The sequence below is a fragment of the Pseudomonas avellanae BPIC 631 genome (assembly GCF_000444135.1).
Taxonomy (GTDB): Bacteria; Pseudomonadota; Gammaproteobacteria; order Pseudomonadales; family Pseudomonadaceae; genus Aquipseudomonas; species Aquipseudomonas avellanae.
In genome coordinates, this window is the sequence record NZ_ATDK01000468.1 from 1 (window position 1) to 1984 (window position 1984).

Annotated in this window: 1 protein-coding gene; it reads right to left on the reverse strand. The window is 59.5% G+C overall.

Translation table 11 applies throughout. The annotated features are described in order from the left end of the window. Positions 1-159 precede the first annotated feature (159 nt). The gene (locus DW49_RS0124050) at positions 160-1485 is read right to left on the reverse strand and encodes an ammonium transporter (protein ID WP_005617722.1); all 1326 of its coding nucleotides are present in this window, start codon (positions 1483-1485) and stop codon (positions 160-162) included. Positions 1486-1984 lie beyond the last annotated feature (499 nt).

Genomic DNA, 1984 nt, shown 5'->3' on the forward strand with positions numbered 1-1984 from the left:
CCGGATCAGTGTCAGGACTCAGCCGTCACTTACGTCGCACTCTGCGTCGTCAGTGCCATTGTGATAAAAAAAGCGCTTTCGTTTATGTGCAGTAACTACGGGCAAGGCATGAAGTTGTGTCGCGTCGAATGTATAACGCAGAGCGGCACGACAATCATCTCAATGGTTATAGGCCCGCTCATTATGCTCGGCCAGGTCCAGCCCCATCTCTTCCACGGACTCGTGAGCCCGCAAGCCGATCAGTGCGTTGACTGCTTTGAGGATGATCCAGCTGACCGCAAAGCAATACACGGTGGTGAACAGTACGCCTTTGATCTGTGCAATGACTTGCGCGCCCATGGTCACGTCCGGCACCAGGCCGCCCAGTGCTGGCACGCAGAATACGCCGGTGAGCACCGCGCCGATCATGCCGCCGATGCCGTGCAGGCCGAAGACGTCGAGGCTGTCGTCATAGCCCAGGCGTTTTTTCAGGACGGTCACGCTCAGGTAGCAGAACACCCCGCACAGCACGCCAATCGCCAACGCGCCGCCTACGCCGACGTAGGCACAGGCAGGCGTGATCCCGACCAGACCGGCCAACGCACCACTGGCCAGGCCCAATGCACTCGGTTTGCCGACCTTGAACCATTCGGTGAACATCCAGCCGAGAATCCCGGCGCAGGCACCCACTTGGGTGTTGAGCATGACGATGCCGGAGGTGCCGCTCAGTCCGCCGCCAGAGCCGATGTTGAAGCCGAACCAGCCGACCCAGAGCATCGCCGCGCCGGCCATGGTCAGGCTCAGGTTGTGCGCAGGCATCGGTGTGTTTTGATAACCCTTGCGTTTGCCCAGCACCAGACACGCCGCCAATGCCGCAACACCGGCATTGATGTGCACAGCGGTGCCACCGGCAAAATCCAGCACGCCCCAGTTGTGCATCAACGCACCCGCCCCGCCCCAGACCATGTGCGCGACCGGCGCATACACCAGGGTGAACCAGAGCGCCATGAACAGCAGTGCGGCAGAGAATTTCATGCGTTCGGCAAAGGCTCCGGCAATCAGCGCAGGCGTGATGATGGCGAAGGTCATCTGAAAGGTCACGAACACGCCTTCCGGGATGTCACCGACCAGGCTGTCGGGGGTCATGCCAGCTAGAAAGGCGCGACTCAGGCCACCGACGAAGCTGTTGAACGTTACCTGCCCTTCGACCATGTTGCTGGTGTCGACCACCATGCTGTAGCCGTAGATCACCCATAACACGCCGACCACCCCGGCGATGCCGAAACACTGTGTGAACAGCGAGAGCATGTTTTTGGCCCGCACCAGTCCGCCGTAGAACAGTGCCAGCCCCGGAAGGCACATGAACAGCACCAGGACTGCGGCGGTGATCATCCATGCGGTGCTGCCGGTGTTAAGGACCGGGGTTTCGGCCGCCTGCGCCCAGGGCGCAATGGCACTGAGAGTCAGTAAAGCCAGTAGGGATTTGCCGTGTAGACGATTGACCATGTTCAAAGCTCCCGCGAATGAATGGAAAGTGTCTGGCAGCAAGGAAGATCATTGAGACAGGCGAGGCTCTTCGGCCTCTTGAGGGTTGGTGTGTCGTTGTGCGAACGATGTTACATGCACGTCCTGACAAGCTTGGAAAGTGGGGCTAAAACTGCAACGTAAGGCGGAGTGCAGATCCATGTGGGAGTGAGCTTGCTCACGAAGACGTTGGTCGCAACGCCCCATTTTCAGGGGCTGTACGGACCTATTCGCAAGCCATGCGGATCGCCGCTCCGGTAGCCCCCACGGCCTTCGACCGGAATCAAAAATCACATTGCGACGCTCGTTCCCACGCTCCGCGTGGTAATGCCTTTCGTGATGCCCTGCGTCACACAGCGGTTCTGCGATGTCAGGTAGATTGGAGTTCGACTCAGGGCACCTTTTCGCCCCTCGGCGAGTGACTTTGAAGGATCAAAGTAACCAAAATCCCCGCTCCGTTTCCGGCCCGACTTCGTCGGGT